At 68.0% G+C, this 12563-nt stretch carries 15 protein-coding genes; 12 read left to right on the plus strand and 3 right to left on the minus strand.

What is annotated here, in order from left to right; translation table 11 throughout:
- The 3 genes from CK500_RS05520 to CK500_RS05530 all read left to right on the plus strand — a co-directional run.
- Nucleotides 1-490: isocitrate/isopropylmalate family dehydrogenase (locus tag CK500_RS05520; RefSeq protein ID WP_269843951.1), on the plus strand; the 490-nt coding region annotated here is incomplete at its 5' end.
- Between the two features lie 149 nt (nucleotides 491-639).
- The gene (locus CK500_RS05525; protein ID WP_095636260.1) at nucleotides 640-1029 is read left to right on the plus strand and encodes a cupin domain-containing protein; all 390 of its coding nucleotides are present in this window, start codon (nucleotides 640-642) and stop codon (nucleotides 1027-1029) included.
- A 39-nt stretch (nucleotides 1030-1068) separates the two neighbouring features.
- On the plus strand, nucleotides 1069-1839 hold the full coding sequence (locus CK500_RS05530) for an SDR family NAD(P)-dependent oxidoreductase (protein WP_095636261.1): 771 nt from the start codon (nucleotides 1069-1071) through the stop codon (nucleotides 1837-1839).
- A 59-nt stretch (nucleotides 1840-1898) separates the two neighbouring features.
- On the opposite strand, the gene CK500_RS05535 is transcribed toward CK500_RS05530, so the two are convergent.
- Together CK500_RS05535 and CK500_RS05540 are read right to left on the minus strand one after the other, a co-directional pair.
- Nucleotides 1899-2696: an SDR family oxidoreductase gene (locus tag CK500_RS05535; RefSeq protein WP_095636262.1), complete on the minus strand. Its 798-nt coding sequence runs from the start codon at nucleotides 2694-2696 to the stop codon at nucleotides 1899-1901.
- A 138-nt stretch (nucleotides 2697-2834) separates the two neighbouring features.
- The gene (locus CK500_RS05540; RefSeq protein ID WP_095636263.1) at nucleotides 2835-3329 is read right to left on the minus strand and encodes a redoxin domain-containing protein; all 495 of its coding nucleotides are present in this window, start codon (nucleotides 3327-3329) and stop codon (nucleotides 2835-2837) included.
- A 586-nt stretch (nucleotides 3330-3915) separates the two neighbouring features.
- On the opposite strand from CK500_RS05540, the gene CK500_RS05545 reads away from it, so the two are divergent.
- From CK500_RS05545 to CK500_RS05555, 4 genes are all read left to right on the plus strand, one after another.
- The gene (locus CK500_RS05545; protein WP_095636264.1) at nucleotides 3916-4830 is read left to right on the plus strand and encodes a serine/threonine-protein kinase RIO2; all 915 of its coding nucleotides are present in this window, start codon (nucleotides 3916-3918) and stop codon (nucleotides 4828-4830) included.
- A gap of 131 nt (nucleotides 4831-4961) precedes the next feature.
- The gene (locus CK500_RS05550; RefSeq protein WP_095636265.1) at nucleotides 4962-5402 is read left to right on the plus strand and encodes a metal-dependent transcriptional regulator; all 441 of its coding nucleotides are present in this window, start codon (nucleotides 4962-4964) and stop codon (nucleotides 5400-5402) included.
- A 126-nt stretch (nucleotides 5403-5528) separates the two neighbouring features.
- Nucleotides 5529-5696, plus strand: coding sequence for a DUF7331 family protein (locus CK500_RS17335; protein WP_198951507.1), 168 nt, complete (start codon nucleotides 5529-5531; stop codon nucleotides 5694-5696).
- A gap of 1 nt (nucleotide 5697) precedes the next feature.
- Nucleotides 5698-6039, plus strand: a complete 342-nt coding sequence (locus CK500_RS05555; protein ID WP_095636266.1) for an amphi-Trp domain-containing protein — start codon at nucleotides 5698-5700, stop codon at nucleotides 6037-6039.
- Between the two features lie 19 nt (nucleotides 6040-6058).
- Here CK500_RS05555 and dpsA read toward each other — a convergent pair whose 3' ends face one another.
- The gene (dpsA, locus tag CK500_RS05560; protein ID WP_095636267.1) at nucleotides 6059-6604 is read right to left on the minus strand and encodes a DNA starvation/stationary phase protection protein DpsA; all 546 of its coding nucleotides are present in this window, start codon (nucleotides 6602-6604) and stop codon (nucleotides 6059-6061) included.
- A 252-nt stretch (nucleotides 6605-6856) separates the two neighbouring features.
- Here dpsA and CK500_RS05565 point away from each other — a divergent pair, with 252 nt between their 5' ends.
- The 5 genes from CK500_RS05565 (at nucleotide 6857) to CK500_RS05585 (ending at nucleotide 12563) form a co-directional block, all read left to right on the plus strand.
- Entirely contained in the window at nucleotides 6857-8143 is a 1287-nt protein-coding gene (locus CK500_RS05565) for an ABC transporter substrate-binding protein (protein WP_095636268.1), read from the plus strand.
- Nucleotides 8140-9147, plus strand: a complete 1008-nt coding sequence (locus CK500_RS05570) for an FAD-dependent oxidoreductase (RefSeq protein WP_095636269.1) — start codon at nucleotides 8140-8142, stop codon at nucleotides 9145-9147. Before CK500_RS05565 ends, CK500_RS05570 begins: the two co-directional genes overlap by 4 nt.
- A complete protein-coding gene (locus CK500_RS05575; protein WP_095636270.1) occupies nucleotides 9144-10313 on the plus strand; it encodes a FecCD family ABC transporter permease in 1170 nt (389 codons plus the stop codon). The genes CK500_RS05570 and CK500_RS05575 overlap by 4 nt, the downstream gene beginning before the upstream one ends.
- Complete coding sequence (locus CK500_RS05580) at nucleotides 10314-11216, plus strand: ABC transporter ATP-binding protein (protein ID WP_095636271.1); 903 nt, start codon at nucleotides 10314-10316, stop codon at nucleotides 11214-11216.
- A gap of 114 nt (nucleotides 11217-11330) precedes the next feature.
- The gene (locus CK500_RS05585; RefSeq protein WP_095636272.1) at nucleotides 11331-12563 is read left to right on the plus strand and encodes an ABC transporter substrate-binding protein; all 1233 of its coding nucleotides are present in this window, start codon (nucleotides 11331-11333) and stop codon (nucleotides 12561-12563) included.

Raw genomic sequence — 12563 nt, forward strand, 5'->3', positions numbered from 1 at the left:
CGAAGACGAGCTGTGGGAGGAACACGACGGCGAGCAGCCCGACGGCACCGTAGTCGTCAAAGACCGCATCGCCGACAACATGCTCCAGCAGGTGCTCACGCGGACGAGCGAGTACGACGTGGTGGCGACGATGAACCTCAACGGGGACTACTTCTCGGACGCGGCCGGCGCCCAGATCGGCGGACTCGGCATCGCGCCCGGGATCAACCGCGGCCACGGCCGCTGTCTCGCCGAGCCCGTCCACGGCTCCGCCCCCAAGTACGCCGGCGAAGACAAGGTCAACCCCACCGCCATGATCCTCTCAGGCCGCGAAATGCTCGACTACCTCGGCTGGGACGACGCGGCGGACCTCGTGCGCGACGCCGTCGAAGAGACCATCTCCTCGGGGAAGGTCACCTACGACCTCCACCGCCAGATCGACGGCGGCGAAAAGCTCGCCACCAGCGAGTTCGCCGACGCCGTCGTCGAAAACATCGAGGACCTGTCGTAGACAGGTCCTCTGGCCTCCGGCCGCTGGCCGGAGACATCGAAAAGCTCGCCTAAAGAGCCCTTTCGGGCGGCGACATCCGCCGTCGCCGATCGGGGGCCGAGATCCGTTCGACCCTACGCTTTTAACTTCTCTTCGCCGTTCGGTAGGGTATGGTACGCAAGTACGACCCGGAGAAAATTCCGTCCGTGTACAACCTCTCCGAGGCTCCCGTCGCGAAGGAGGGGCCCGGATTCGAGCAGGTCGTCTTCCGCGGCGTCGACCAGATGGTCGGCATGACGACGATCGGGCCGGAGCGGGAGGACAAGCCGCAGCACTCCCATCCGTGGGAGCAGACGACGATCGTCATCGAGGGGGAGGTCGACTTCCTCGTCGACGGCGAGCGGGTCTCGCTCGGCACGCACGACGCGGTCGAGATCCCGCCGGATGTCCCGCACGCCTCTCGCGCCGTCGGTTCGGAGCCGGCGCGCCTGCTCGCCTTCTGGCCCCTCCGGGAGGACCGGCTCGACGCGACGGACTACCAGGCCGAGTTCGATGTCTAATCGGAGCGCCCACCGACAGAGCGGAGAGGTGAAACGCGCATGGACCTGACCGGAAAAACCGCCCTCGTCACCGGATCGAGCCGGAACATCGGCCGAGCGACGGCGGTCCGGCTCGCGGAGGCCGGAGCCGACGTGGGGGTCACGGCTCGCAGCGACGCGGACGGCTGCGAGGAGACCGCGCGTCTCGTTCGAGAAACCGGTAGCGAGGCGGCGGTCGCGCTCGCGGATATCGGCGATCCGGACGCCGTCCGGTCGATGGTCGAGGAGCTCCGCGACCGGCTCGGACCGATCGACGTGCTCGTGAACAACGCGACCTACCGTCCGTCGAAGCCGTTCCTCGACGTGGAGACCGAGGACCTCGACCGCGTGCTCGCCGTCAACTTCAGGGGTGTGTTCCAGACGACGCAGGCGGTCGTCCCGGACATGATCGACCGGGGCGGCGGCGCGGTCGTGAACCTGATCGGAGCGATGGTGTATCTCGGGAAACACGGTCACGCCCACTCCTACGGGTCGAAGCTCGGGATCGAGGGACAGGTACGGCAGCTGGCGACCGAACTCGGCCCCGACGGGGTCCGCGTCAACGGGGTCTCGCCCGGGCTCATCGACGTCGATCGAACGCGGACCGAGGAGTGGGAGCGGATCGAGCGAGAGGTGATCGAGTCGACCCCGCTCGGCCGGCTCGGAGACGTCGAGGAGGTGGCCGACGCGTGCTGTTTCCTCGCGTCGGACGCGGCGTCGTTCGTGACCGGGCAGGTGTTACACGTCAACGGCGGGACCTACCCGATCCCGACACTGGTCCCGGATCGGTAGGTTCGCGAACGATTCCGGCAGCGTTCGGGGCAGTCGGGAGTCGAGCTCGCGACCCGACCCTACAGGAGGCGCGAGCTCCAGCCGCCGTCGACGGGCAACACCGATCCGGTGACGTACGACGCGGCCGGCGAGGAGACGAACGCGACCGCCTTCCCGAACTCCTCGGTCGTTCCCATCTCGGGCAGGGGGAGCTCCGCGACCCGGAGCTCGCGCACTTCCGCCTCGGTTATCCCTTCCCGTTCGGCCCGCGCGGCGATCTTCGACTCGATCCGGTCGGAGAGCACCCCTCGGGGGGCGACGCAGTTCGACCGGACCCCGTTTTCCCCTTCCTCGTTGGCGAGGGTCTTCGAGAGGCCGTAGATCCCGGGTCGGAACACGTTTCCCAGGGTCCCGTGCGAGGTCGGCTCCGCCGCGGAGGCGGCGACGAGGTGCGTGATCGCGCCGCCGCCGTCGCGGAGGGCGGGCAGGGCGGCCTTGCACTGTACGACCGTGCTCCGGAGCACGTCGTTGTATCCCCCGTCGAACGCTTCCAAGGACGTGTCCTCGAAGGAGGCGTTGTTCGGACCGCCGTGGTTGGTCACCAACACGTCTAGTCCGCCGAACTCCTCGACGGCAGCCTCGATTCCCGACTCGATCGCGTCGGCGTCTGCGAGGTCCACCTCGACGGTGAAGACCGCGTCCTCGTCACAGCTCGTCTCGTCGAGTATCGACTCGCGAGCCGCCGCGAGGTTGTCCGCGCTCCGGGAGGCGATCGCGACGTTCGCGCCCTCCGCGGCGAACTGCGTCGCCGCCCCGAGGCCGAGTCCCTTGCTTGCCGCGGCGACGAGCACTGACGCTCCGTCGAGTCCTAGCTCCATGCGTCGCCATCGCTTTGCGGATAGGTAACGTTTCTGTTCACGGTAGGACACGAGGGACATCCGACGCGCCACTCCCCGACGCGGATCCCGCGGGAGACCCGCAGTCGACGACGACGGTCAGGCCCCTCGGACCGAGCGCTATCGACGCGCCGCTTTCACCTGCTCTCGAACGTCGGCGACGAACGGCTCGAACTCGGGATTCCCGCCCTCGCGAACCCATCGGTACGTGACGACCCCGTCCGAATCGATCACGAACACGCTCCGCTGGGCCGACTCGATCGACCCGTACATATCCGGGTAGACGACGTCGTACGTGCGGGTGACCTCGTGGTCCCAGTCCGAGAGCATCGGCACGTCGAACCCCTCCTGCTGTATCCAGACGTTCTGGGCGAACGGGAGGTCGACGCTGACGCCGTACACCGACGCGTCGAGCGCCTCGAAGGTGTCGAGCTCGCTCCCGAAGGTGCACATCTCCTCGGTACACCCGCCGGTGAACGCCCCCGGCACGAACGCGAGTACTATCGGTCCGTCGCCGATCGCCTCCGAGAGCGTGAACTCGGAGACGTCGTCGTAGCTTTCGCCGCCGGCCAGCGGAACGGTGAAATCGGGTGCACGGTCGCCTTCGGAAACCATGCCCACTACCAGCACGGACAGCAACCTAACGCTGACGGCTCCCCCCGATCGCGAGCGGGAGCGTCGCGGCACGCCTCCCGACGCGGTTGCCAGTGTTTTTCCGTGACCGATCCGGTCCGCTCCGTGTATCAGAGATCTGACTTGTCTGTCGAAATTCGCTGCGAAAAACACGTTCGACGCAGAGGCGGTGCCTCTGTCGGGTCGGTGACGGTCTCGAGGCCAATGGAAGAAAACGTCCGTAGCGTCCTTCTCTCCCGGAAAACTGACGCTCACTGTCGGGGTCGTCCGCCGTCAGTTCGTTATTACCTCTTTCCTCGGTCGGCGCTCGCCCGTACCGTAATATCCCCGTTTTCGCCCGGATTTGGTGCCCTCCGGACGAGATATCGCGATCCGATCTTACTCAGATCGCATCTCGGAACTGTCAAAGTAGTTGTTTGGATGTCGAACAGACACGACCCACTGCGACCCCGAGCGATCGCTCCGACGGCGACGCGCCGGTCGAATCTATTCTATATCGCGATATTCGATTTATACCCTGCTCACCGAACGCGCGTCCCTTTTAGGAATCGCCGGAGTAGGGGCGCGTATGGTTCGAAACGTCGCCGGCGACATGGCCGAGCTCGATCCCGAGGACTTCTATCTCCTCTCGGGCGTCGAGCAGGGGATGCGCTTCTCCGAGTGGGTCCGCCGGGACAAGATCCCCGACTACGCCGACCTGACGCGCGAGGAGGTCGACTACCGGATCGACCGGTGTCTCGACCGCGAGCTGATCGAGCGGAAGACGATCCAGTACGAGGGGTACCAGCTCACCTTCGAGGGGTACGACGCCCTGGCGCTCCGTACGTTCGCCGAGCGCGAGACCATCGACGGCGTGGGCTCGCCCCTGGGGTTCGGCAAGGAGGGGGACGTGTACGAGGCGCAGTCGTTCAAACCGCTCGCCCTGAAGTACCACCGCGAGGGGTACACCAACTTCCGCGAGGTGAACCGCGAGCGCGAGTACACCGCCGACCGCGACCACGTCTCCTGGCTGTACACCGCGCGCAAGGCGGCCGAACGCGAGTACGAGGCGATGGAGGCGCTGTACCCCGACGTGTCGGTGCCGCGGCCGGTCGATCACAACCGTCACGCCATCGTGATGGACAAGTTCGACGGCGTCGAACTCGCGCGCGCAAAACTCGATCCCGAGCAGGCGATCGGCGTCCTCGACCTCGTCCTCCGCGAGCTGGTGACCGCCCACGACCTCGGGTGGGTCCACGCGGACATGTCCGAGCACAACGTCGCAGTCGCGGAAAGCGGCGTCACGATCTTCGACTGGCCGCAGGCGGTCCCCGTCGACCACGAGAACGCCCGGGAATTCCTCGAACGCGACGTAGAGAACCTCTTGCGGTACTTCGGGCGGAAGTACCCCCACGAGGTGCCGCGAGACGCCGACGTCGAGGGGATCGCGGCCGCGATCGTCGACGGCTCCTTCACCACGATCCGGGCGTTCGGCGATGAATAAACTCCATTTAGCTATATTGAATTAGCTTACGGCCGTTCCCATCAGGACGCGTTCGCTCCGAACCATCGTGACAACGCCGCGCTGCGATTCGGATCCGAAACCGATTTATAATTTTAGGGTGGCCTAAATCTATGGCGCACGTCGGCGAACCGGGGTCCGCGCGGACGGCCCGCTACCTCCTCGCGCTGTACATCGCGGAACACCGGGCGTCGCCGCCGATATCGCCCGGACGGATCGCGGAGATGCTCGACCGGTCCCCGGCGGCGACGACGGAGATGCTCCAGCGGCTCGCCGCCGACGGGCTCGTCGCTCGGGAGCCGTACGAGGGCGCGACGCTCACCGACGCCGGGCGCGAGCGCGCGGAGGCGCTTCACGAGACGTACGTCGCGCTGTCGTGGTTCTTCCGCGACGTGCTCGATCTCGACGCGCACGAGCGCGAGGCGATGGAGATGGCCGGGCTGGTCAGTCCGGCGGTCGCCGAGCGACTCGCCCACCTGCTGTTCGAAGACCTCGACGTCGACGCCGAGGCCCGCTCCAACGACCTCGGTGTCCCGCGGACACGCGCGGAGTGACTCGGCCGGCGGAGACGGTTCGCGTCGGCGGCGACGGACCAACGAGGCCGTGCCGTCCGCCGGGCCTCTCGCAACCCTCGCCGCCGACCGCATCCTTTTTGTTTTAGGTTTGCCTAAAGGCACGCAATGTCTGCAGGCGCTCGGTCCCGCACCGACTCCCGTCGCGAATCGGAACCCGAACAGGTCCCCTCCGTCACCGTCTGTGAGGGGTGTCCCGGCCGGTCGGTGTTCATGGAGTCCGAGAACACGGACGGATGGATCGCGAGCGATCACGTCGTCGACGTGACTCGGTGAGATGACTGACGAATCGGATTCGGCGGAGTCGGGTTCGGCGAAGCCGGGTTCGGAGGAGCCGGCGTCGTCGGTTGACGACGACCGGACGGTCATTGCGGGTCGGAACTTCGAACAGGAGTATCGGATCGACGCGAGCGAGGCGGGCGAGTTCCTGATCGCGCTCGGCGAGGGGCTCCGCGACGGCGGCGAGCTCCGGATCGAGACGGACGAGTGGGAGCTCCCCTTCGCGTTCGGCGAGCCCGTGGAACTCGAGGTCGACTACGAGGGCGTCGGCGAACCGGAGTTAGAGATCGAAGTGACGCTGCCCGGTCGGACCGACCAGACGGCGCCGGACGTGCGTTAGCGGTTTCGGAGTTTCTCCGTCAGTTCGTCGCGGACTCGGTCACGAGCGTGTCGTCTTCGAGGTAGTGCTCGATGTGGTGCGCGTGCTCTTCGATCCCCTCCAGCTGCTCGCGGAGCATCTCCGCGGTCGCGTAGTCGCCGAGCCCCTCCGCGAGCTCGATGTGCTGCCGGTAGCTCTCGATGATGTCGCCCATCATCTCCAGGTCGTTCGCGAGCGACGTGCGGATGTCGTACACGTCCTCGTCCTCCGGCTCGACGGTGGCGTTCTCCGCGAGCGTCGTCATGCTGGCGTGCGGCACGCCGCCGAGCGCCTGCAGCCGCTCGGCGAGCTCGTCGGCGGCCGCCTCGACGTCCTCGTAGACCTCCTGTAAGAACACGTGAACGTCGAGGAACTCGGCGCCCTCGACGTTCCAGTGGTGTTTGTGGAGCTGGTGGTAGAGGACGTACGCGTCCGCGAGGTCGACGTTCAGCGCCTCGATGATCTGCTCTGCCTTCTCCGGTTCGAGCCTGAGGGCGTTCTCTTCGACGGTGCCTGCGCGCTGTCGGGTCTCCTTCTGCGTGCTCATAACACTACTTCGTACGGCCTCTTCCTACTTATAAGTTATCAATACAAATACACTTTTTCGTACGGCCTAAAACTCCACCGTGACGACGGTAGGGGAGCTATCGGTGTTGTATTCCGAATTTCTATCCGAGTTTTTATATAAAATCGATCGGCAGACGAACGACGCGACGAGGCGGCGTCAGCGTCGATCTCCTCGATTTAGGTTTCCCTAAGATTCGAAAGCGATTTAATGCTTTAGGGAGGCCTAAACCATATGGGAAAGCACGCGGACCGAAACGCGCCGACGCGCCGTACCGTGATCGGGTTCGGCGGCGCGGTCGCGGGGGCCGGACTGCTCGCTGGATGTCTCGGCGGCGGGTCGGGCGATTCCGGCTCGGGCGGCGGTTCCGACGGCGCCGACGGCTCGGACGACGCCGAGACCGAGGGGGCCGAGGGCTCCGACGGCGAGGGGGCGGAGGACGACGGGTCCGCGGGCTCGTACTCCGTCGAGATGGCGCCGGTCGGCGAGGTGACGCTCGACGCGGTCCCCGAAGACGTGATGGTCTACAGCCTGCTGTACGCGGACATGGCGGTCGCGTTCGGCCACGGCGACGCGGTGAACTCGCTCGGCTTCGACGCGGACGCGGGCGGACGCACGCTCGACGCCTACTACGCCGAGCTCGACGGCGTCGCGTTCGACCGGGAGGGACTCACCCAGCTCAACTCGGGCACCGGCGACGGGATCACGGTCGACCGGGAGCTGCTCTACGAGCTCGACTCCGACCTCCACCTGGCGGACCCCGCGCTGTTCGCCTCCTTCGAGGGATGGGACGAGGACGACATCGCGGAGATCCGCGACAACGTCGGCCCGTGGTTCGGCAACGTGTACAGCCGGCGGCACTCCGAACCGCCGGCGGCGTACCGCGAGGACTACGAGTACTACGACCTTTGGGCCATTACGGAGCGCGTCGCGGGCGTGTTCCGCGAGGAGGAGCGCTTCGAGGCGCTCTCGTCGGTCCGCGACGACCTGGTCGAGACGGTGCGGGCCGACCTCCCGCCCGAGGCGGAGCGCCCGACGGTCGCCACGCTCCTCTACATGGACGGGACCTACTACCCCTCGCGGATCGACAAGCCCGGGTTCGCCAACGCCCACGTGCGTCCCTTCGGCGTCCCCGACGCGTTCGGCGCCGACGACGTGACCTACGAGACCGCCTACGACCACGAGCAGCTGCTGGAGATCGACCCCGACGTAATCCTCCACCAGTACGGGGTCGAGTCCTACTACGACGTAGCCGCGGTCCGCGAGGAGCTCGCCGACCACCCCGTCGCCGGCGAGCTCTCGGCGATCGAAAACGACCGGTTCTACCCCTCGGGGGACCCGGTGCAGGGGCCGGTCATGAACCTCTTCCAGATCGAGATGACCGCCAAACAGCTGTTCCCCGAGCGGTTCGGGGAGTGGCCCGACTACGAGCTCGGCGACGGCTACCCCGACATCCCCGAGTCGGAGCGGCTCTTCGACCGCGACCGCGTGGCGGAGATCGTCGCCGGTGATTCGGAATGAGTGAGCCAGTCGATCGCGACGGGGCCGACCGCGACCAGGTCGCCGACGCGGTCGACTGCGACGCGGTCGACCGCGAGGTCGTCGTGGTGGGCGGCGGCCCCGCCGGCTGCTCGGCCGCCGTCTTCCTCGCCCGCGAGGGGCTCGACGTCGCCGTGTTCGACCGCGGTCGGTCGTCGATCGCACGCTGTGCGCACCTCGGGAACTACCTCGGCTTCCCCGGCGGAATCGACGTCGAGACGTTCTACGACCTCCTGCACGACCACGTCGAGCGCGCGGGCGCCGCGCTCGTCGACGACCTCGTCGAGTCGGTCGAGACGCGGGCGGCTGACGGCGGCGACGCGGGGACGGAGGGCTTCCGCGTCACCCCGCAGGAGGGCGAGCCGGTGACCGCCCGTCGCGTGGTGGCGGCGACCCGGTACGACGGCGAGTACCTCCGCGGGCTCGACGACGACGACGCGATGTTCGAGAGCCACGAGCACGGCGGCGAGACCCACGAGCACTTCGACCGGGGGTACGCCGACCCCGACGGGACGACGCCGGTGGACGGGCTCTACGTCGCCTCGCCGTCCGAGGCCGCCCAGCAGGCGATCACGGCGGCCGGGCGCGGCGCCCGCGTGGCCCGGCGGGTCGTCACGGACGCGCGGGTCGCGGACGGCTGGTGGCCCGCGGCGGCCGAGGGCGTCGACTGGGTGCGCCGCGAGGCCGAGCGCGACGAGGAGTGGGCGGACCGCGAGCGGTGGGTCGAGTGGTTCGACGAGCGCCACGCCGACGCCCCCGTCGACGCGGACTCGGAGCGGTTCGCTCGGGTTCGCGAGGCGGCGGTCGACGAGGCGCTGGCGGCGTACGTCGACGCCGACGAGGCCGAGGCGCGAGCGGCCGAGGGGCGGCGCGCGCTCGCCGGCCACCTCGACCCGGCCGCGGTCGTGGAGGCGCACGGCGCCGAGACGCTGCTCGACGCGATGGACGACGAGGCGATCGCCGCGTACGCCGAGGGGGAGCGATGAGCGGCGGGGGATCGGTCGCCGGCGGCGCGGCGCACCGGGCGTCCGAGGGACGGCTCGGGTGGCTGTTCGACCCCAAGCTTGTCACGGTCGCGCTCGCCAGCGTCGCGGTCGTCGTCGTCGGCGGGCTCGTGCAGGTGAGCTTCGGCGCGTACTCGATGACCGTCGGGGAGGCGTGGCGCGCCGTCCTCGACCCCGCGGTGCTCCTCGATCCCCGCTGGCTCCTGAACTTCATCGTCGGCGAGGGCGTGATGCGCGCGATCACCGGCTTTCAGGGGGAGCTGCCCGAGCTGGCACACGAGACGCTCATCGTCTGGAACATTCGGCTTCCCCGGGTGCTCGTCGCCGCCATCGTCGGGATGAACCTCGGCGTCTCGGGGGCCATCTTCCAGGCGGTCACCAGGAACGAGCTGGCGAGCCCGTTCATCCTCGGCGTCTCCTCGGGTGCGGGGCTGATGATCCTGCTGACGCTCGTGGTGTTCGGGGGGCTCTCGGCGTTCCTCCCGCTGATCGCGGCGCTCGGCGGCGCGGTCGCGTTCCTGATCGTCTACGCGATCGCGTGGAAGAACGGGACGAGCCCGGTCCGGCTCGTGCTCGCCGGCGTGATCGTCGGGACCGTCTTCAACAGCCTCCAGACGGGCCTGTTCTTCTTCGCGGACGACATCGGCGTCGTCCAGTCGGCGATCCAGTGGACGACGGGGTCGCTGACGGGGACCGACTGGGACCAGGTCCGGATGGCGCTCCCGTGGACGCTCGCGGCGGTGGCGCTGTCGCTCGCGGGGTCGCGGCAGCTGAACCTCCTCCTCCTCGGCGAACAGACGGCGAAGTCGCTGGGGATGTCGATCGAGAAGGTGCGGTTCGCGCTTTCCGGCGTCGCCGTGCTGGCGGCGGCGGCCAGCATCGCGGTGGCGGGGATCGTCAGCTTCGTGGGCCTGATCGTCCCCCACATGGTCCGGAACCTCGTGGGCAGCGACTACAAGCGGGTGATCGTCGGCTGCCTGTTCGTCGGCCCGGCGCTGATGGTCGCGGCCGACGTGGGGGCGCGCCTCGGGATGGGCGTGATCACGGGCGCGGACTCGCAGATCCCGGTCGGTATCGTCACCGGGCTGATCGGCGGCCCGTACTTCCTGTACCTGATGCGGCGCCAGCAGAACATGGGTGAGCTCTGAATGTCGACAGAACACGTGGACACGACGCGGACGGAGACGACGGACGGACCGGACGGATCGAACGGCGCGGACGCCTCGGCGGGAACTCCCGACGGGTCGGCCGCGACCGACGCGAGCGACCTCGACGGCGAGGACCTCGTGTTGGGGTACCCGAACGCCCCGGAGCCCGTCATCGACGGCGAGTCGATCGCGGCCGAACCCGGCGCGGTCACGGCGCTCGTCGGCCCGAACGGGTCCGGGAAGAGCACCCTGCTGAAGGGGCTCGCGACCCAGATCTCGCCGGAGGACGGCTCCGTGCTCGTCGACGGGGAGGACGTGCACTCGATGGACACGAAGGCGCTCGCCCGGAAGCTCGGGCTGCTCTCGCAGGAGAGCACCTCGCCGAACAGCATCACGGTCGAAGACCTGGTGTACCACGGCCGGTACCCGCACCGCGGGTTCTTCGAGCGGACGACCGACGAGGACGCGCGCGCGGTCGAGGAGGCGATCGAGCTGGCCGGCTGCGGCCACCTGCGCGACCGGGAGGTCGGGAGCCTCAGCGGCGGGCAGAAACAGCTGGCGTGGATCGCCATGGTGCTCGCGCAGGACACCGACGTGCTCCTCTTAGACGAGCCGACGACGTTCCTCGACATGCACCATCAGATGGAGGTGATGGAGATCATCGAGACGCTGCGCGACCGAAGCGACGTGACCGTCGTCGTCGTGCTCCACGACATCGAGCAGGCCGCCCGGCTCGCCGACCGGATGGTCGCGCTCAAGGACGGCGAGATCCGCGCCCGCGGCGCCCCCGAGGAGATCGTCACCGAGGACCTGCTCGCCGACGTGTTCCGCGTCGACGCCGACGTGGTCCAGACCGAGAACGGCCCGCGCGTGACGCCGCTCCGAGCGCGTCACGAGGATTGAGCGCGGCGTCTCGGACGAGGGCGCGGAGTAACTCGGAGACGATCCGCGCGATCTATGTTTTAGGCTAGCCTAAAGATCGGAACGGTTATATTTGTTTAGGTGGGCCTAAAACACATGTCGAGAGACGACGCGGAACCCGGCAAACCGACTCGGCGAAGCATCCTCACGTACGGCGGCACCGCCGCGCTCGGCGGGTTGCTCGCCGGTTGCACCGGCGGGGCCGAGAGCGGTACCGGCGCCGGCGAAGACGGTGAAGCCGGCGACGACGGTGGTGCGGAGGCCGCCTCGACGACCGCAACCGAGTCGGACTCCGAGAGCGAAGGATCCGACGAGTTCCCGTACACCGCCGCCATGGAACCGGTCGGCGAGGTGACCTTTGAGGCGGTCCCGGAGCGGTGGGTCGCGTACGACGGCGGCTTCGCGGACATGGCCGTCGCGCTGGGGAAAGCTGACGGACTGGCCGGGGTCGGCAACGCCAGCCGGTACTACACGTACGTCTACGACGAGCTTCCCGGGGTCGACGTCGATCGGAGCCAGATCGAGGCGTACCCGGAGGTCAGGACGAAAGAGGAGTTCTACGAGATCGACGCCGACATCCACCTGTACGACCCGCAGATGCTCGTCAACTGGTTCGATTGGGGGGAAGACGACGTCGCGGAGATCCGCGACAACGTCGCCCCCTTCTTCGGGAACCTGATCTTCCGGCGGTCGGACGGGTGGCACGACTACCGGTACTACACGCTGTACGAGGCGTTCGAGCGCGTCGCCGCGGCGTTCGACGAGCGCGAGCGCTACGAGGCGTTCGCCGAGCTCCACGAGTCGTTCATCGCCGACGTGCAAGCCCGGCTTCCGTCGGCGGACGACCGGCCGAGCGTGTTCCTGACGTTCGAGGGAACCGACGAGCCGGAGACCTTCTCGCCGTACCGGCTGGTCGACAAGGGGACGAGCAAGAAGCAGTGGCTCGATCTCGGGGTCAACGACGCGCTCGCGGGGACCGACGTCGAGAACCTCAGCACCACGAACCGCGGCGAGCTCGACTACGAGAACCTGCTCGAAGTGGATCCGGACGTGATCCTCGTCCGCGGGCACGAGCGCAAATCGGCGGCGGAGTTCCGCGACACCGTCCTCGCGTACATGGAGAGCCATCCCGTCGGGAGCGAGCTCACGGCGGTCCAGAACGGCCGCGTGTACCGCGGCGGTTACCTCTATCAGGGGCCGATCCACAACCTCTTCCTGACCGAACGGGCCGCGAAACAGATCTACCCGGAGGAGTTCGGCCCTGTAACCGGTGACGAACGGCTGTTCGACCGCCAGCGGGTTGCGGACATCATCAACGGAGAACTCTAA

It is taken from the genome of Halorubrum salipaludis, assembly GCF_002286985.1.
GTDB lineage: Archaea > Halobacteriota > Halobacteria > Halobacteriales > Haloferacaceae > Halorubrum > Halorubrum salipaludis.